Origin of the sequence: Ensifer sp. 2TAB8 (assembly GCF_052115125.1) — a bacterium.
Classification (GTDB): domain Bacteria; phylum Pseudomonadota; class Alphaproteobacteria; order Rhizobiales; family Rhizobiaceae; genus Ensifer.
In genome coordinates, this window is the sequence record NZ_JBFRGB010000009.1 from 35,270 (window position 1) to 53,032 (window position 17,763).

Here is a 17,763-nt window from a genome sequence, read left to right on the forward strand (position 1 = left end):
GCAGCGTGCTTTTACAACAAAAAAGACCGGCCAGAGGCCGGTCTTCCCAATTTTTCTGCAAAATGGGCGCCGCGTGAGGTCGCTCCGCCCATTCACTGGCACTTTTTAGTGGGCGATCGAAGAGCCCGCTTCGTCCTGCGAATCAACCGCTGCGACGGTTGCCGGCTCGTTTGCCGGGTCCCATTCGATCGGTTCCGGCATGCGCACCAGAGCGTGTTCAAGCACTTCGCCCATCCGCGAAACCGGGATGATTTCCAGCGCGTTCTTCACGTTGTCCGGGATCTCGGCGAGATCCTTGGCGTTCTCCTCAGGGATGAGCACCTTCTTGATGCCACCCCGGAGAGCCGCCAGGAGCTTCTCCTTGAGACCGCCGATCGGCAGTACGCGGCCGCGCAGCGTGATCTCGCCGGTCATCGCGACATCCTTGGAGATCGGGATACCGGTCATGATCGACACGATCGTGGTTGCCATTGCGACACCGGCCGACGGACCATCCTTCGGCGTCGCACCTTCCGGTACGTGCACGTGAATGTCACGCTTGTCGAACAGCGGCGGTTCGATGCCGAAGTCGATTGCGCGCGAACGGACATAGGAGGCCGCCGCGGAAATCGATTCCTTCATCACGTCGCGCAGGTTACCGGTGACGGTCATGCGACCCTTGCCGGGCATCATGACGCCTTCGATCGTCAGCAGCTCGCCGCCGACCTCGGTCCATGCGAGACCGGTGACAACACCGATCTGATCGTCACGTTCGGCTTCGCCGTGGCGGAAGCGCGGAACGCCCAGATAGTCGTTGATGTTGGCAGCGGTCACTTCGACCGTCTTGGCCTTGCCCTTGATGATCTCGGTCACGGCCTTGCGGGCGAGCTTCATCAACTCGCGTTCGAAGTTACGCACACCGGCTTCGCGGGTGTAGGTCTGGATGACCGCCATCAGCGCACCGTCGGTGACCGAGAACTCCTTCGGCTGCAGCGCGTGGTCGCGGATCGCCTTCGGCAGCAGGTGCCGCTTGGCGATCTCCAGCTTTTCCTCTTCGGTGTAGCCGGCGATGCGGATCACTTCCATGCGGTCCATCAACGGCGCCGGAATGTTCAGCGTGTTGGCCGTGGTGATGAACATCACGTTGGACAGGTCATATTCGACTTCCAGGTAGTGGTCCATGAACGTCGAGTTCTGTTCCGGATCCAGCACCTCAAGCAGCGCCGACGACGGATCGCCGCGGAAGTCCTGACCCATCTTGTCGATTTCGTCGAGCAGGAACAGCGGGTTGGACCGCTTCGCCTTCTTCATCGACTGAACGACCTTGCCCGGCATGGAGCCGATATAGGTGCGGCGGTGGCCACGGATCTCGGCTTCGTCACGAACGCCGCCGAGCGCCATGCGCACATATTCGCGGCCGGTCGCCTTGGCGATCGACTTGGCGAGCGAGGTCTTGCCGACGCCCGGAGGGCCGACGAGGCACAGGATCGGGCCCTTGATCTTGGTCGAACGCGCCTGCACGGCGAGATACTCGACGATGCGTTCCTTGACCTTGTCGAGGCCGAAGTGATCAACGTTGAGCACTTCCTCGGCATGGTTCAGGTCCGTCTTGATCTTCGACTTCTTGCCCCAGGGCAGCCCGAGCAGCCAATCCAGGTAGTTGCGAACGACGGTCGCTTCCGCCGACATCGGGCTCATCTGGCGCAGCTTTTTCAGCTCCGCGTCAGCCTTTTCACGCGCTTCCTTGGAAAGCTTCGTCTTGGCGATGCGCTCCTCGATCTCGGCCATCTCGTCGCGGCCATCTTCGCCGTCGCCGAGTTCCTTCTGGATCGCCTTCATCTGTTCGTTGAGGTAGTACTCGCGCTGGGTCTTCTCCATCTGGCGCTTGACGCGCGAGCGGATGCGCTTTTCGACCTGCAGGACGGAAATCTCACCTTCCATGAAGCCGAGCGCCTTTTCCAGACGCATCTTCACGCTGGTGGTTTCCAGCATTTCCTGCTTCTCGACGATCTTGATCGAAAGGTGCGAAGCAACCGTATCGGCGAGCTTCGAATAGTCTTCGATCTGACTGGCGACGCCGACGACCTCGGGAGAAATCTTCTTGTTGAGCTTTACGTAGCTTTCGAACTCGGAGACGACCGAGCGGCTAAGCGCCTCGATCTCCACCGGATCTTCTTCCGGCTCGCCGAGCGTATGCGCCGACGCCTCGTAGAATTCCTCGCGCGGCGTGTAGCCGTCGATCTTGGCGCGCGCACGGCCTTCCACCAGCACCTTGACGGTGCCGTCGGGCAGCTTCAGCAATTGCAGGACATTGGCGACGGTGCCGACTTCATAGATCGCGGAAGGTTCCGGATCGTCGTCGGTGGCATTGATCTGGGTGGCAAGCATGATCTGCTTGTCGGTGCCCATGACTTCCTCAAGCGCACGGATCGACTTTTCACGGCCGACGAAGAGCGGCACGATCATGTGCGGGAAGACTACGATGTCGCGGAGCGGCAGGACCGGGTAGGTCGCGCTTTCAGTCGCCGGTGACGTTTTGTTCGTCATGTCATTTCCTTTCCGTCCCGATTTCGGGCCCGTTCCCGGGAGCCCCGCAGGCACTCCCGGTTGTCATATTTTCCACATGAAAGTGGAGTGCCACCGCGTCCATTTCAAGGCTGACGCGACACCCACCAACCGTGGCCGGGTCCTTCTGACTACGCATCATTTCTGTTGCGGGCCTTGCGACGGAGAACGAGGCTCAAGGACGCGCAACGATAAAGGTCCTTCATTGAATCGTCACATCATTGCGTTGTTTGAGACACTTTAGCAACAATCGAATTGTGAAATCTGCGCTGCGGCGGCTTTGTCTCAACAGCTAAGTGGGCGAACATGAAAAAGCCCGCACAAGGCGGGCTTCTCAAACGATATTTCGGCGCTATCAGGCCGAAACGTTGGTCTTTTCGTCCGACCGCTCGGAGTAGATGTAGAGCGGCCGCGCCGCACCCTTGACCACCTCGTCGGAGATGACCACTTCGCGCACGCCCTCGAGCGTCGGCAGCTCGAACATCGTATCGAGCAGGATCTTTTCCATGATCGAACGGAGGCCGCGAGCACCGGTCTTGCGCACGATTGCCCGGCGGGCGATCTCGCGCAGCGCGTCCTCGTGGAAGGTAAGCTCCACGTCTTCCATCTCGAACAGGCGCTGGTACTGTTTGACGAGCGCGTTCTTCGGCTCCGAGAGGATCTGGATCAGCGCGTCCTCGTCGAGGTCTTCCAGCGTCGCAAGAACCGGCAGACGGCCGATGAATTCCGGGATCAGGCCGAACTTGACCAGATCTTCCGGCTCCAGTTCACGCAGCACTTCGCCAACGCGACGGTCTTCCGGCGCGCGAACCGTGGCGCCGAAGCCGATCGAGGTCTTCTCGCCGCGGGCGGAGATGATCTTGTCGAGGCCGGCGAAAGCGCCACCGCAAATGAAGAGGATATTGGTGGTGTCGACCTGCAGGAATTCCTGCTGCGGATGTTTGCGGCCACCCTGTGGCGGCACGGATGCGACCGTGCCTTCCATGATCTTCAGCAGTGCCTGCTGAACGCCCTCGCCCGAAACGTCGCGGGTTATCGACGGGTTGTCCGACTTGCGCGAAATCTTGTCGACTTCGTCGATGTAAACTATGCCGCGCTGCGCGCGCTCGACGTTGTAGTCGGCAGCCTGCAGCAGCTTCAGGATGATGTTCTCGACATCCTCACCGACATACCCGGCTTCGGTCAGCGTCGTGGCATCGGCCATGGTGAACGGCACGTCGATGATGCGGGCGAGCGTCTGGGCGAGATAGGTCTTGCCGCAGCCGGTCGGGCCGACGAGCATGATGTTGGATTTCGCCAACTCGACGTCGCTGCCCTTGGCCGCATGCGCCAGGCGCTTGTAGTGGTTGTGCACGGCGACCGAGAGGATGCGCTTGGCCTGCTGCTGGCCGATGACGTATTCGTCGAGGACCTTGATGATTTCCTGAGGGGTCGGAACGCCATCGCGGGACTTGACCATCGAGGTCTTGTTCTCTTCGCGAATGATGTCCATGCACAGTTCGACGCATTCATCGCAGATGAAGACGGTCGGTCCGGCAATCAGCTTACGGACTTCGTGCTGGCTTTTGCCGCAGAACGAACAATAAAGCGTATTCTTCGAGTCACCGCCGTTGCTTCCGCTGACCTTGCTCATTTCCACTTCCTTCCAGCACGCCGGACACCTCAAGAGAAGCATCGCGGACCACTCAATTCGCCCTGTAGCCTATCCTCACGCAGGGCTTCCGGGAGTACTTACCGCACCAGGGCGACATGCCCGATGCGGCTGCAACGACTCTCCCAACTCATCCGAACACTATGCCCTCAGAATCCAACATAGCATTAACGGTCCATATTAACGGCTTTACCCTGACGATAAAGCCCTTGAGCCATTACAATTGTGTCACAATTACATCTATCGCGACACAAAAGCGCGTTATCAGGCCTGCTCCGCGCCTTCGATCTCTTCGCGCGAGGTCAGCACCTTGTCGACGATTCCCCACTCGAGAGCCTCATCCGCGCTCATGAAATGGTCGCGATCGAGCGTCTGCTCGACTTCCTCGTAGGTGCGACCGCAATGCTTGACGTAGACCTCGTTGAGGCGACGCTTCATCTTGAGAATGTCGCGGGCGTGGCGCTCGATATCGGAGGCCTGGCCCTGGAAACCGCCCGAGGGCTGGTGAACCATGACGCGCGCATTCGGCGTGGCAAAGCGCATATCCTTGTGGCCGGCCGCCAGGAGCAGCGAGCCCATCGAGGCTGCCTGGCCGACGCAGAGCGTCGAGACAGCAGGCTTGATGAACTGCATCGTGTCGTAGATCGCCATGCCGGACGTAACGACACCGCCCGGAGAATTGATATAGAGCGCGATTTCCTTCTTCGGGTTTTCCGCCTCAAGGAAAAGCAGCTGAGCGCAAACGAGCGTCGCCATCTGATCTTCGACCGGGCCGGTTACGAAGATGATGCGCTCCTTCAGAAGGCGCGAAAAGATATCGTAGGAACGTTCACCGCGGTTGGTCTGTTCAACAACCATCGGCACCAGTGCCAGGGCGGTATCAACGGGATTTCTCATATCGAACCTTCATCAATCGGGCTCGCAAAACCTTTGCGAACCGGGAATCACGGGATTTGCCTTCTGTCCCTACATAGAGTGTCAACACCCTTCACTTCAAGTCGCGAAGCTTCGATAAGCTTAATCGAAGCCCCGCATTACTGCGAAGTTCGGCGCTCCTCCACACATGGTTGTCAATAGCGCCATTTTTCACCGATATGCGCAGCGCAAGCCGCCGCGACCGAGCATTTCACACAGGGTTCGACGACGTCGGTAAACGAACGGCAAATCCTGTGCCGGCACCGCCGCCTTCCTAGAGCTGGGACTCGATCGGCAGAATACGGATCAGGTTGGCAATCATGCGCCTGGCAAGGCTGGCATCCGGCTCGCGCCGCAACAGCCGCTCGGAGCCTTCGGCGCGATCACGCCAGACAAGCCGTGAACCGTCCATGCCCAGCCGATAGCTGATCGAGGGCGAGGTCTCCTCCTCGAACATGTCGGCGAGCTCGCCGGCGAGTGCAGCGTCCGCGAACACGACGCCCATTTCCGTGTTGAGCGACGCGGACCGCGGGTCGAAGTTCATGGAGCCGACGAAACCATGACGACCATCGACGACGAAGGCCTTGCTGTGCAGGCTCGCATTGCGGGCACCAAACAGCGACATGCGGTGTCCCTCGGCAACGTCCCCCTGCTCCTTCAGCTCGAAGAGCTCCACGCCGGCGCGCACGAGCTTGCGGCGATATTTGATATAGCCGCCGTGAACGGCTGCCACGTCGGTCGCGGCAAGGGAGTTGGTCAGCACCGACACCCGCGCCCCGCGCGCGGCAAGGGAGACAAGCTCCCTGGTGCCGGCGACGCCGGGGATAAAATAGGGCGAAATGATCCTGAGGTCTCTCACCGCCGCCTCGATCAACGGGAAGAGTTCGCGCAGCAACCAGTTCTGGCGCCGCTGCATCAGGGCCTTTTCCGGTGGGTCGGATGCCAGACGGATCTCCGAACTCCAGTGAAGCTGCCGTGTGCCGTGGTAGATATCGGCTTGCTGGACTGCCCCATCGACACGCTCGAGATAGAACCGGCCCGCAGGCGTCAGGGCAAGCGCGTCGACGGCCTCGCGGAGCGCCGGCAAATATTGCTTGCGTGGCGTGCGCAGCGCCGCAATCGGGAGAACCGAGGCACTGTTCCAATAGCGGTCGAACATCGCGGATGCCTGTTCCAGTACCGGCCCTACCATCCAGACATCGAGGTCACGGAAGTTGGAGAGTTCGGCGGCATCGAAGTAGGCGTCACCGATGTTGCGGCCACCGGCAATCGCGACGCGGCCATCGGCCACCCACAGCTTGTTGTGCATGCGGCGAGTGGCGCTGAAGGCGCGGATCGCCATTTCGAAGCCGCGGCGAAAACGGTCGGTGCGCGCCCGGCTCGGGTTGAACAGCCGCACGTCGATATTGGGGTGGGCGTCGAGCGCAATGCACATGCGATCGTGAATGCCGGCGTTGATATCATCGAGCAACAAGCGGACACGCACGCCTCTGTCGGCCGCCGCCAGAATCTCGCGGGCCAGCAGAAGACCGGTCAGATCACCCTTCCAATAATAGTACTGCAGATCGAGGCTGCGGCCGGCGCGCCGGGCCGCATGCGCGCGCACGACCAGAGCCTCGATGTTGTCGGAGACGAGCGCCACGCCATTTGCGCCCACATGCGCGGCAAGAAGCGGCGTGATGTGCCGGTCGAGGTCCGTACCTGCCTCAGCCACGGGAAGCGCCGTTGACGGCGGGCCGTGCGGGCGCCGGCCGAACCGGCCGTAGATGTAGAGGATGGCCGCAACGACGACACCGACGATGGCGGCGACGGTGATCAGAGCGGAGGACAACATCGAAAGCTCGCCCCGTCGTCAGACCTGCCCCGCGCGACCGGCTTCGACGCGCTTGCCGTCTCGATTGTCCTGCTGGGCGGTCTTCAAGGCGATCGACGCCTTGACCGGCAGATGGTCCGAGGCGATCCGCGCGAGCGGTGAATCATGCAYGGCGACCGAGGTTACCAGATTGTGCGGGTTGCCAAGCACGCGATCGAGCGGCAGCAGCGGAAAGCGCGACGGAAAGCTCGCGACCGTGGCATGCGAAGGATCGAAAACGGGGCTCAGGAAGGACAGCGACGACCGCCGGCCCATGCGCCACTCGTTGAGATCGCCGATGAGCAGCGTCGGCCGCCCGTTCGCATCGGCTGCCGCCTCGAGGATCGCCTCGGCCTGCTGAGCGCGGGAATGCCTGAGAAGACCGAGATGGGCGGCGATGATGCGCAAGGGGCCAACCTTCAGGTCGAGATCGACGACGAGCGCGCCACGCGGCTCGACGCCCGGAAGCTTCAGTTGACGGACATCGGAGACGGCGCCCTCGCGCAGCAACAATACATTGCCGTGCCAGCCATGCCCCTTGGCGGAAAAACCGGAGATCGGCACTGAGACGAGATGGGCCTCGCGCCGGAGATGTTCGAGATCGAGAAGACCGGCGCGCTCACCGAACCGCTGGTCCGCCTCCTGAAGCGCAACGATATCGGCACCCAGTTCGCCGATCACGTTGGCGGTCCGCCCGGGATCGAAGCGGCCATCGGTACCGACACATTTGTGGATGTTGTAGGAGGCGATGACGATATCCCCGCGGCTCACCGCAGCTTCGCGATGAACGACCGTGGGGCGCCGCTTGCGGATCGCTGCGACGATCCCCGCCGATAGACTGGACTGGTTTTTTGCCATGCCGCTCCCTGCCTGCTGCCCGCATCATTGCGCAAATAGGTCACCGGGCGCCACTGAAAAAGGGTCAGGGACGGAAGTTGTTTCGCAACTGCGTTGTCGCGTCGAATGGCTGGAAGCCGGTCCTGCAGGAGCAGCGCCGGTGTCCATTGTCGCCAACCTCACTCAGTCAGCCGGCCCTGCGAACAGGATCAGATTTCCGTCCGGATCAAGCACGATGAAGGTGCGTGAGCCCCAGGGTTCCGTCCGCAAAGGCTGGTGAAAGCACACGCCAGCCGCCTGATAGGCCAGGAACAACTGCTTGATGTCATTGGCGGTTTCGAGCGTGATGGCCGCCGATAGCAGGTCTTCGCGCTCGCGAATGTCGCCGACGAAAACCGGCTCGCAGACCAGCCGTAGAGCGAGCCTGGCATTGTCTCGAACGACCTGCCCATAGAAGGGCGGCTCGCCGTAGACGAAATCGACGGTAAAGCCGAGCTTCTCCGTGTAGAAGGCGCATGAGGCCTTGATATCGGCGACAAACAACTGTGCGGCGACCGACTGCAGCAGCGGCTGCGATGTGGTGGGAGTTGAGTGTGTAGTCATTGTCAGGGCTCCTGATTTGAGCGCCTGCCAACTGTCGAATCCCGATTGGCGCGCAATCAGCTCCTGCGCGTCGGCGAGCTTGAACTCCGACTTGAGAATGGCGTCGTCATCAAGGCCACGGAAACGCGGCAACGCAGCCCTGATCTCGGCGGCGACCGGATGGTACCGTTCGCGATGCCATTTGAGATACTGCTTCGCCTGCTTCTTCAGGTTTTCAAGGTTTGGCATGGGCGCAACTACGGTGTGTCTTCCGTAGGCGGGCATTGCCCTTTCAGCCTCCTGCCGATGCGCCCTACGCAGCGCCACGAGATTGACCGCCATCGCAGGCACTGTCAACGCCGTCCCGGAGTGAGCGGAGGGATATCGGCACTTGCCGGCCGAACGCCGGTTCCCGTAGAAATAGGCGTCGATCCAAACCTGGGAAGAGCCCGTTGCATGCCTGCCATTACCATTGACTGCGCCCAAAGGCGCGTTTCCATCGACGCGCGCGATCCCGCCTTCTACCGTGAGCCCCTCGCCGCCTATGCCGAGATCCACGCGCACTGCCCGGCCTTCTTCTGGGAAGAGCGGCAGCAATGGTATTTCGCAGGTTATGACCAGGTGAACGCGCTGCTCCGCGACCGACGTTTCGGCCGGCAGATCCTGCATGTGGCGACGCGCGAAGAAGTGGGCCTCCCAGCACCGAAGCCACATCTCAAGGATTTCGACGCCCTTGAGGCGCATTCGCTTTTAGAGCTCGAGCCGCCGGCACACACGCGGCTGCGCACGCTCGTCAACCGGGCCTTCGTCTCGCGGCAGATCGAGCAGTTGAGACCGGATATCGAGCGGCTGTCGCATGCCCTGATCGACAGCTTTGCAAACGACGGTCAGGTCGAATTGCTGAAGACCTTTGCGGAAGCGCTTCCCGTGACGATCATCGCCCGCATGCTCGGCATTCCCGTCGAGGCGGCGCCCGACCTTCTCGACTGGTCGCACCGCATGGTCAAAATGTATGTCTTCGACCCGAGCTACGAAACCGAGCTCGACGCCAACCAGGCTTCCGCCGACTTTGCCGATTATCTCCGAAAGATCATCGCAGAGAAACGCCGCAACCCCGCCGACGACCTGCTGACGCACATGATCACCTCCGAAAAGGATGGCGAGCGGTTGTCGGATGCGGAACTGGTCTCGACCACCGCCCTCCTCCTCAATGCCGGCCACGAAGCGACTGTGCATCAAATCGGCAATGCCGTCAGGACCATTCTGCAATCGGAACTTTCCGTCGAGGATCTGTTTGCCACGGAAGCGGCAACGGCGCTGGCGATCGAGGAGTGCCTGCGCTTTGCAGCACCTCTGCACATTTTCCAGCGCTATGCCCTGTCGGACATGGTGCTCGATGATGGCATCACGCTGCGAAAAGGGGACAAGATCGGCCTGCTGCTCGGAGCGGCGAACGTGGATCCGAAGAAATTCACGGACCCGAATGTGTTCCGGCCGACGCGCGACGAAGGCGCAAATGTCTCCTTCGGGGCCGGCCTGCATTTCTGCATCGGTGCGCCACTCGCCCGGCTGGAGCTCAATCTCTCGCTGCCGATCCTGTTTCGGCGACTGCCGAATATGCGGCTGAAGAACGAGCCCGAGGTGAAGGACGCGTTCCATTTCCACGGCCTGGAGCGCCTTGACCTTGTCTGGTGAGCAGCACCGGAGACCGTCCGGCCGCCGGTGTCTGGTTGCTTAGAGGCGGATGACGTAATCCTTGCGGGTTGTCTCCACCACCTCCCACGTTCCTTCGAAGCCGGGGCGCAGGATCATGCTATCGCCGGCACGAAGATGCGCCGCCTCGCCACCATCCTGCGTGACGATCGAATAGCCGGAGATGATGTGGAAGTATTCCCACTCCTCGTAGACGATCCGCCATTTTCCGGGCGTCGATTCCCAGACCCCGGCATAGAGGCCACCATCGGCCTCCTCCAGGTTCCAGGTCCGGAACTGCGGTGCCCCGGAAATCAGCCGCTCGGCTGCCGGCGTACCGGTTTCCGCCTCGACGGAAGACAGATCGAACTTCTGCATATTCGTCATCTTGGCACCTTTACGGCGAGGGCTGCCCCCTCCGCCTGCGCGCGGTCTACGATCATCGTTCACCTTTCACGGCACTGCCGTTGAAATCAAACGATTTGTCATTTGGCCGCTTCCGGATCACTCAGATTGGCCATGAAATCCTTGTACAGAGACCAAGCCGGCTCGTAGCTATATGTAATCTCAATCGGATAGGCAGCGTATTGCGCCAGCCTCTGATTGAGCAGCACCATCCAGGCGTCAAAGTCCTTGACATACCAGTGCCACTCCTTGCGCCCGTTCCCGGTAACCACCAGCATTAGGCGGCTCGTGTCGCTTGCATCCAACGGTTCCAGAGCATCTTCGAAGGCGATTTGTGCGTCGTTGGTTTCCGCATCCGGCATCCCGTTGGCATGAGACTTGTAGCGCCAAAGGATCGCTACTCGGGTTGCAAGGTCCGCCTCCTTTACGCCGGCAGGCACTCTGCCTAGACCTCGAAAGATCAGAGGCTTGCCGTCCTCTTGGCCGGTCGCGGTAAAATAGCGGTCTTGGGCAAGAGCGATCATCGACGAGCTTCCATACAGAATGGCGCAGGCGAGATATTTCGTGAGTTGACGCATGGGCGACCGGAAAGCGTCCGCCGAAGCGGACGCAGCCATGAAAAGAAGGGTCGTCGTCAACGAACGACGACTGGCGAGACGCCTATCAAAGTTTTGCCAGCGACTGCTCGAGATCGGCGATAATGTCGGAGACATCCTCGATGCCGACCGAGAGGCGCACCACGTCAGGACCGGCGCCGGCCGCCACCTGCTGCTCGGGTGTCAGCTGGCGATGGGTCGTCGAGGCCGGATGAATGACGAGCGAGCGGGTGTCGCCGATATTGGCGAGATGCGAGAACATTTCCAGCCCCTCGACGAAGCGCTTGCCGGCCTCGTAGCCACCCTTGAGGCCGAACGTGAAGACGGCACCGGCGCCCTTCGGCGAATAGCGCTGCTGCAGCGCGTGGTTGGGGTCGTCCTCAAGCCCGGCATAGTTCACCCACGAAATCTTGTCGTGTGTATTCAGCCACTTGGCGACCGCAAGTGCGTTGTCGCAATGGCGCTGCATGCGCAACGGCAGGGTCTCGGAACCGGTCACCAGCATGAAGGCATTGAAGGGCGAGATCGCCGGTCCGAAGTCGCGCAGGCCGAGAACGCGTGCGGCAATGGCGAAGGCGATGTTGCCGAAGGTCTGGTGCAGCACGACGCCGGCATATTCCGGACGCGGTTCCGACAGCATCGGATACTTGCCCGATTTCGACCAGTCAAAGGTGCCACCATCGACAATGACGCCGCCCATGGAATTGCCATGGCCGCCGATGAACTTGGTCAGCGAGTGCACGACGATGTCGGCGCCATGCTCAAGCGGCCGCAACAGGTAGGGCGTCGCCATCGTGTTGTCGACGATCAGCGGCAGCTCGTGCTTGCGGGCAACCTCGGCGATCGCCGCGATATCGACGAAGGTGCCGCCGGGATTGGCGAGGCTCTCGATAAAGATCGCCTTGGTGCGCCGATCGATCTTCGCCTCGAAGGAAGTCGGATCGCTTGGATCGGCCCAGCGAACCTGCCAGTCGAAGGACTTGAAGGCGTGGCCGAACTGGTTGACCGAGCCGCCATAGAGCCGGTTGGCAGCAACGAAATTGTCGCCCGGGCTCATGATCGTGTGGAAGACGAGAAGCTGTGCGGCGTGACCTGAGGCAACAGCGAGTGCCGCGGTGCCGCCTTCGAGCGCCGCGATGCGTTCTTCGAGAACCGCCTGCGTCGGGTTCATGATGCGAGTATAGATGTTGCCGAACTGCTGGAGGCCGAAAAGGGCTGCGGCATGGTCGGTGTCGTTGAAGACGAAGCTCGTCGTCTGGTAGATCGGCGTCGCCCGTGCGCCCGTGGTCGGGTCGGGCTGCGCCCCCGCATGAATTGCGAGCGTGTTGAAACCAGGATTGTCTTTCGTCATTCACCCCTCCCATGATCAGAGCGCGACCGCCTTCTGGCAGGTCAAGAACGCTCTATCATCTTGAATCTGCGCGTTATCCGCGAGCAAACCTCCGCGGTTCAGCGCGGAAGCCGCGGCACTATTCCAGAGCCACCGCACGCGGTCAAAGAGGATTTTACGAAACTGACGGTTGCGTGGTTGCAGGCGGTACTTGTGGACGAGATGTCAACCGATCAGGCGCGGATACTCGATTGCCGGACAGCGGTCCATGACGACCTTGATCCCGGCGGCCTCCGCCTTCGCCGCTGCACCGTCGTGCCGCACGGAAAGCTGCCCCCAGATTGCCTTGGGCAGTGCGTCCAGTGCCAGGATCTCGTCGACGAGTGCCGGAAGCGCGGCGGCGGCGCGGAAGACATCGACCATGTCGACCGGCTCCTTGACGTCGGCGAGCCTGCCGACCACCGTCTGGCCCTGGATTGTCTTGCCGACATGGCCCGGGTTGATGGGGATCACCCGATAGCCCTTGCGCAGCAGGAACGCCATGACCCTGTGGCTCGGCCGCTCGGCATTCGGCGAGGCGCCGACGAGGGCGATCGTCTTGGTCTCGCGCAGGATGTCGGCGAGATAATAGTCCGGATAGGCGTCGTGGTTCATTAAGGCTTCGGGTCCATTCCAATTAAACGATTGTATAATGATACCAGGGTGTGGCGAGTCAACAGTGCGGTCCGCGACCACCGCGTCAAGCCGAAGACAGCGGCTGGCGTGAGACTTTCCGATTGATTTTGCGGCCAAGCGGCGCGACAAGCTTCACAAAGCCTGCCACATCGTTTTCCGAGGTCCCATCTTGCCCGTTGAAGTCATTGCGCTCGTCCTGTTCGGGGCGTTGTTGCACGCGACCTGGAATGCCCTGGTCAAGGCAGGCTCGGAAAAATCGCTCGATGCGGCGATGATCGCGCTCGGTGCAGCTGCCGTAGCGCTGCCGATCCTGCCGTTCATGCCGTTGCCCAAGCCGGAAGCCTGGCCCTACATCCTGGTCTCGGCACTGTTCCAGTTCGCCTATTTCCAGCTCGTCGCCGCCTCCTACCGCGCCGGCGACATCGGCCTTGTCTATCCGCTGATGCGCGGGGCGGCACCGTTGATCGTCGCGATGGCCAGTGGGGCGCTGATCGGCGAAAAGCTCACCTTCGGCACGATGATCGGCATCCTGACGATCTCCGCCGGCGTGCTGACGCTTGCCTTCGAATCGCGAAAAGGCGGCAAACACGCCATCATTCTGGCGCTGCTCAACGCTTGCGTCATCGCCAGCTACACCTTTGTCGACGGCATCGGCGCGCGCGTTTCAGGCAACGCGATCTCCTATACACTGTGGATGGCCCTGTTGCCGCCGGTTCTTCTGTTCACCTGGGCCTTTGCCCGGCGCGGCATCAAGCCGGTCGCCCGCCACGTCTACAAGAACTGGTGGCGCGGCTTCATCGGCGGCGCCGGCTCGATCGGCGCCTATGGACTTGCCCTGTGGGCCATGACCAAGGCGCCGGTCGCGACCGTCGCGGCGCTGCGCGAGACCTCGATCCTCTTTGCCGTCGTGATCTCGGTGGTGTTTCTCAAGGAGCCGGTCAGCGTCTGGCGCATCGCCGCTGCCTGCGTCATTGCGCTTGGCGCCCTGCTTCTGAAGCTCGCCTGACGCTCAGTCTTCCTTCCACTCCGGCATGCGCTTGCCGAGGAAAGCGCCGATGCCGTCCTCGGCATCACGCGCCAGCATGTTCTCGACCATCACGCCGACGGCGTAGTCGTAAGCCTCAGGCAGGTCCATCTCCGCCTGGCGATAGAAGGCCTCCTTGCCGATCTTCAGCGCCTGCGGCGACTTCGAAGCGATCACGGCGGCGTATTTGTCGACGACCTGGCGCAGATACTGCTGCGGCACGATGCGATTGACGAGACCGAAATCCTTGGCCGTCGAAGCGTCGATGGTCTCGCCGGTCAACAGCATCTCCATCGCCTGCTTGCGGTGTGCCGCACGCGTGAGCGCGACCATCGGCGTCGAGCAGAAGAGGCCGATATTGACGCCGGGCGTGCAGAAGGTGGAACTGTCGGTGCAGATCGCGAGGTCACAGCTTGCGACGAGCTGGCAGCCAGCTGCTGTTGCCAAGCCATCGATCTCGGCGATGACCGCCTGCGGCAGCCGTGTGATTTTCAGCATGAGATCGGCGCAGAGGCGGACCGTCCGTTCGAAGAAGGCCCTGCCGCGGTCATCGTCTTCGCGGTGCGCAGTCATTTCTTTCAGATCGTGACCGGCGGAAAACAGCTTGCCCGTGGCGGCGAGCACGACGACCCTGATGTCCTTGGAGGTGGCGACCGCATCGAACTCGGCGTGCAGCGCCTCCATCATGGCGATCGACAGCACGTTGGCCGGCGGGTTGTTGAGCGTCAGCCGCAGCACCGGCCCGGAGCGTTCGCTGAGCAGCAGGCCATTCGGCTCTTCCTTCTTGAACGATACGACTTCGGCCATCTTCTTCTCCTGAAACTTGAACTCGGGCTTGGTGGTACGCCGGACGCGCCTGCGGTGCAAGGTGACCGAAGAACCGGTCGGCGCATTCATCTAAGACCTTTTTCCCCCTTGCGCCCGACCATTAGCCGGTTTCAGGTGGCGCAGGTGTATTGAAGGATAGAATGCATGACCATCGAGCCGATCATGACCGTCAACGACCTCAACCGGTTTCTCGACACGGATTTCCCGCAGGTCCATACCGACGGCAAGGTCTTTCGCGTCACGGCGGTCGGTCCCGGCTTTGCCACCATGCGGCTCGATCCGAACGAACGGCACATCCGGCCGGGCGGAACCGTCTCCGGCCCTACCCTCTTCGCGCTTGCCGACGTTTCCGCCTATATCGCTTTGATCGCCCATATCGGGCCGGTTGCGCTTGCCGTCACCACCAACCTCAACATCAACTTCCTGCGCAAGCCCGAGCCGGAACCGCTGGAATGCACCTGCCGCATCCTGAAACTCGGCAAGCGGCTTGCCGTTCTCGACGCGTCGATCGTCAAGGTGGGCGACGACGATCTCGTCGCACATGCCACAGCGACCTATTCGATTCCGCCGCGATAATTTGTGGTATCAAAATACCATACACGTAACATGTTGTTTTTACTTATCTTTATTTCCATCGCGCAGATTTCGCGTTCTTGACGCTTGTTTCGCACTTGCGTATAAGCTGCCGCAGATCGCGGTCCTTACGGGCCGCTTTCTCTTTTGTCCGGGAAACCGGACAAAACCAAGCAACAAGAAACGCCCAACGGTTCGCCGCTCGGGTCCAAAGAAAGATTTTTGATATGGCAACCTTCGTTCAGAAGCCTGCAGAGGTGGAGAAGAAGTGGATCATCATCGACGCCGAAGGCCTCGTTGTTGGTCGCCTCGCTTCCCTCATCGCAAACCGCCTGCGCGGCAAGCACAAAGCTACATTCACCCCGCATGTTGACGACGGCGACAACGTCATCGTCATCAATGCCGAGAAGGCAGTCCTGACGGGCAAGAAGTACACCGACAAGAAGTACTACTGGCACACCGGCTACCCCGGCGGCATCAAGGAGCGCACCGCTCGCCAGATCATCGAAGGCCGCTTCCCGGAGCGCGTCATCGAGAAGGCCGTCGAGCGCATGGTTCCGCGCGGTCCGCTCGGCCGTCGCCAGATGAAGAACCTGCGCGTATACGCAGGCGCCAACCACCCGCATGAAGCACAGCAGCCGGCCGTCCTCGACGTCGCCAAGCTGAACAGCAAGAACACAAGGAGCGCCTGATAATGGCTGACCTTTCCGCTCTCAAGGACATCGCCACGACCGCGGAACCGGCTGCTCCGGTTCACGTCAAGAAGGTCGACGCCCAGGGTCGCTCCTACGCGACCGGCAAGCGTAAGGACGCTGTCGCCCGCGTATGGGTCAAGCCGGGCACCGGCAAGATCACCATCAACGGCAAGCCCTACTCGGCTTACTTCGCCCGTCCGGTTCTGCAGATGATCCTGCAGCAGCCGATCGTCGCTGCTGCCCGTGACGGCCAGTTCGACATCGACGCGACCGTTGCTGGCGGCGGTCTTTCCGGCCAGGCCGGTGCCGTTCGTCACGGCATCTCCAAGGCACTCACCTACTTCGAACCGGGCCTGCGCTCGGTCCTGAAGCGCGGTGGCTTCCTCACCCGTGACAGCCGCGTGGTCGAACGCAAGAAGTACGGCCGTGCGAAGGCACGTCGTTCGTTCCAGTTCTCGAAGCGCTAATCGCTTCCAAACTGCGACACTTGGAAAGGCGGGGCTTTGCTCCGCCTTTTTTTGTTATCATCCGACGCACCGTGTCCAACAACGCCGCCCCACCGAGGATCGCATGACAAGCTCCCCCGTCGCCAAGACCCCAGAGCCGCCCTATTACATCGTCACCTTCGCCTCGCGCCGCACGGCCGGCGATCACGGCTACGACAATATGGGAGAGGAAATGGAGCGGCTTGCGCGCGAGCAGCCGGGTTTTCTCGGACTGGAAAGCGTTCGCGGCGCCGACGGCTTCGGTCTCACCAATTCCTATTGGGCGGACGAGGAGAGCATCGCTGCGTGGAAAAGCGACGTCCGGCATCTGACCGCGCAGCGGCTCGGCCGCGAGCGCTGGTACGAGGACTATCAGGTGCGCGTTGGCAAGATCGAACGGCAATACGGCTTCGAGCGCTGACACGGTCAGTTCGTCGCTCAATGAATGATGACCTCTCCGGTCTGTCTTGAACGACGCAATCCCGGACGGAAAACCGCTTCGCACTTTTCCTGGAATTGCTTCAGATCGGCAGCTCGGTCGTCGATTTGAGTTCACGCAGGACGAAGCTCGACACAACCGTGCGCACGTGCGGATTGCGCATCAGATAGCGCGTCATGAAGGCATCGTAGCTTTCGACATCGGTGGCGCGAATCTTCAGCATGTAGTCGAAGGTGCCAGAGAGAGCGTAACACTCCATGATCTCCGGCCGGTCCCGCACCAGCGCCGAGAAGGCCGCGATCGCCTCGTCGTGGTGATCTTCCAGCGTCACATGGGCGATGATGCAGAGTTTCAAATCGAGCTTTGCCGGGTCGAGCAGCGCCACGCGCTTGCGGATGACGCCGTCCGTCTCCAGTTCCTGCAGCCGCCTCCAGGCCGAGCTCTGCGACATCCCGGCCTTTTCCGCGAGTTCCGAAAGAGACTGACCGCTATCGGCCTGAATCAGCCGCAACAGCTTTCGCAAGGGTTGAAAATTTTCCTTCACATCGGACGACATTTCGAAATTTCCTCCCGACTACGGGCCGAAGCGTGGCAACTGTGAAACAAATACTCGCTCCAGTCGCGATACAATTGCAACAAC

Annotated in this window: 18 protein-coding genes; 6 read left to right on the forward strand and 12 right to left on the reverse strand. The window is 61.3% G+C overall.

Annotated elements, in window-relative coordinates; translation table 11 throughout:
- Positions 1 to 105: 105 nt before the first annotated feature.
- The 6 genes from lon to AB4Z53_RS16440 form a co-directional block, all read right to left on the reverse strand.
- On the reverse strand, positions 106 to 2,526 hold the full coding sequence (gene lon, locus AB4Z53_RS16415) for an endopeptidase La (protein WP_441596651.1): 2,421 nt from the start codon (positions 2,524 to 2,526) through the stop codon (positions 106 to 108).
- Between the two features lie 373 nt (positions 2,527 to 2,899).
- A complete protein-coding gene (gene clpX, locus AB4Z53_RS16420; protein WP_077961578.1) occupies positions 2,900 to 4,177 on the reverse strand; it encodes an ATP-dependent Clp protease ATP-binding subunit ClpX in 1,278 nt (425 codons plus the stop codon).
- 282 nt (positions 4,178 to 4,459) lie between these two features.
- Positions 4,460 to 5,092, reverse strand: a complete 633-nt coding sequence (locus tag AB4Z53_RS16425; protein WP_113536938.1) for an ATP-dependent Clp protease proteolytic subunit — start codon at positions 5,090 to 5,092, stop codon at positions 4,460 to 4,462.
- Between the two features lie 292 nt (positions 5,093 to 5,384).
- On the reverse strand, positions 5,385 to 6,944 hold the full coding sequence (locus AB4Z53_RS16430) for a phospholipase D family protein (protein ID WP_441596652.1): 1,560 nt from the start codon (positions 6,942 to 6,944) through the stop codon (positions 5,385 to 5,387).
- 18 nt (positions 6,945 to 6,962) lie between these two features.
- On the reverse strand, positions 6,963 to 7,820 hold the full coding sequence (locus tag AB4Z53_RS16435) for an endonuclease/exonuclease/phosphatase family protein (protein WP_441596653.1): 858 nt from the start codon (positions 7,818 to 7,820) through the stop codon (positions 6,963 to 6,965).
- A gap of 162 nt (positions 7,821 to 7,982) precedes the next feature.
- A complete protein-coding gene (locus AB4Z53_RS16440; RefSeq protein WP_441596654.1) occupies positions 7,983 to 8,630 on the reverse strand; it encodes a VOC family protein in 648 nt (215 codons plus the stop codon).
- Between the two features lie 207 nt (positions 8,631 to 8,837).
- Between AB4Z53_RS16440 and AB4Z53_RS16445 the strand changes: the two genes are divergently transcribed.
- Positions 8,838 to 10,076: a cytochrome P450 gene (locus tag AB4Z53_RS16445; protein ID WP_441596655.1), complete on the forward strand. Its 1,239-nt coding sequence runs from the start codon at positions 8,838 to 8,840 to the stop codon at positions 10,074 to 10,076.
- Between the two features lie 39 nt (positions 10,077 to 10,115).
- Here the strand turns inward: AB4Z53_RS16445 and AB4Z53_RS16450 are convergent, their stop codons facing one another.
- The 4 genes from AB4Z53_RS16450 to AB4Z53_RS16465 form a co-directional block, all read right to left on the reverse strand.
- The gene (locus AB4Z53_RS16450) at positions 10,116 to 10,460 is read right to left on the reverse strand and encodes a cupin domain-containing protein (RefSeq protein ID WP_223726951.1); all 345 of its coding nucleotides are present in this window, start codon (positions 10,458 to 10,460) and stop codon (positions 10,116 to 10,118) included.
- A 98-nt stretch (positions 10,461 to 10,558) separates the two neighbouring features.
- Positions 10,559 to 11,002, reverse strand: a complete 444-nt coding sequence (locus AB4Z53_RS16455; RefSeq protein WP_162768695.1) for a DUF695 domain-containing protein — start codon at positions 11,000 to 11,002, stop codon at positions 10,559 to 10,561.
- A gap of 139 nt (positions 11,003 to 11,141) precedes the next feature.
- Complete coding sequence (locus tag AB4Z53_RS16460; protein ID WP_113536931.1) at positions 11,142 to 12,425, reverse strand: O-acetylhomoserine aminocarboxypropyltransferase; 1,284 nt, start codon at positions 12,423 to 12,425, stop codon at positions 11,142 to 11,144.
- A gap of 204 nt (positions 12,426 to 12,629) precedes the next feature.
- On the reverse strand, positions 12,630 to 13,058 hold the full coding sequence (locus AB4Z53_RS16465) for a CoA-binding protein (RefSeq protein WP_113536930.1): 429 nt from the start codon (positions 13,056 to 13,058) through the stop codon (positions 12,630 to 12,632).
- A 190-nt stretch (positions 13,059 to 13,248) separates the two neighbouring features.
- On the opposite strand from AB4Z53_RS16465, the gene AB4Z53_RS16470 reads away from it, so the two are divergent.
- Positions 13,249 to 14,085 carry an EamA family transporter gene (locus tag AB4Z53_RS16470; RefSeq protein WP_441596656.1) on the forward strand — a complete coding sequence of 279 codons (837 nt, stop codon included), beginning with the start codon at positions 13,249 to 13,251 and terminating at the stop codon, positions 14,083 to 14,085.
- A gap of 3 nt (positions 14,086 to 14,088) precedes the next feature.
- Here AB4Z53_RS16470 and AB4Z53_RS16475 read toward each other — a convergent pair whose 3' ends face one another.
- On the reverse strand, positions 14,089 to 14,910 hold the full coding sequence (locus tag AB4Z53_RS16475; protein ID WP_113536973.1) for an enoyl-CoA hydratase: 822 nt from the start codon (positions 14,908 to 14,910) through the stop codon (positions 14,089 to 14,091).
- A gap of 165 nt (positions 14,911 to 15,075) precedes the next feature.
- On the opposite strand from AB4Z53_RS16475, the gene AB4Z53_RS16480 reads away from it, so the two are divergent.
- From AB4Z53_RS16480 to AB4Z53_RS16495, 4 genes are all read left to right on the forward strand, one after another.
- On the forward strand, positions 15,076 to 15,507 hold the full coding sequence (locus tag AB4Z53_RS16480; RefSeq protein WP_441596657.1) for a PaaI family thioesterase: 432 nt from the start codon (positions 15,076 to 15,078) through the stop codon (positions 15,505 to 15,507).
- 224 nt (positions 15,508 to 15,731) lie between these two features.
- Entirely contained in the window at positions 15,732 to 16,196 is a 465-nt protein-coding gene (rplM, locus tag AB4Z53_RS16485; protein WP_057252379.1) for a 50S ribosomal protein L13, read from the forward strand.
- 2 nt (positions 16,197 to 16,198) lie between these two features.
- Positions 16,199 to 16,666: a 30S ribosomal protein S9 gene (rpsI, locus tag AB4Z53_RS16490; protein WP_113536927.1), complete on the forward strand. Its 468-nt coding sequence runs from the start codon at positions 16,199 to 16,201 to the stop codon at positions 16,664 to 16,666.
- 103 nt (positions 16,667 to 16,769) lie between these two features.
- Positions 16,770 to 17,105, forward strand: a complete 336-nt coding sequence (locus AB4Z53_RS16495) for an antibiotic biosynthesis monooxygenase family protein (RefSeq protein ID WP_113536926.1) — start codon at positions 16,770 to 16,772, stop codon at positions 17,103 to 17,105.
- Between the two features lie 100 nt (positions 17,106 to 17,205).
- Here the strand turns inward: AB4Z53_RS16495 and AB4Z53_RS16500 are convergent, their stop codons facing one another.
- Positions 17,206 to 17,679, reverse strand: coding sequence for an Lrp/AsnC family transcriptional regulator (locus AB4Z53_RS16500; protein ID WP_113536925.1), 474 nt, complete (start codon positions 17,677 to 17,679; stop codon positions 17,206 to 17,208).
- Positions 17,680 to 17,763: the final 84 nt, after the last annotated feature.